Here is a 229-nt window from a genome sequence, read left to right on the forward strand (position 1 = left end):
ATCATCACCGGCGCGACCTTGCCGGGACCCCCGCAGTAGGCGTGCGCGTGACCGATGCCGTGGTCCCCCTCGTGGTTGACGGGGTAGGTGCGGTACCCGGTGACGTCCTTGCCATACGCATCGGCGCCGAGGAACCACCGACGCAGGTTGAGCACGACGCGCCCCGAGGTGTGGCCGCTGACCTGGCCGCAGGTCTCGAGCGTGGCGCAGAGGCGGTCGGTAGTGTCCG

General features: G+C 70.3%; 1 protein-coding gene. It reads right to left on the reverse strand.

The window, feature by feature from the left end; genetic code table 11:
- Positions 1–229, reverse strand: a 229-nt coding sequence (locus tag ACPYOM_RS24295; protein ID WP_481347946.1) for a DUF3152 domain-containing protein, incomplete at both ends; no start/stop codon positions are given.

Source organism: Monashia sp. HAY1-2A, from assembly GCF_056755315.1.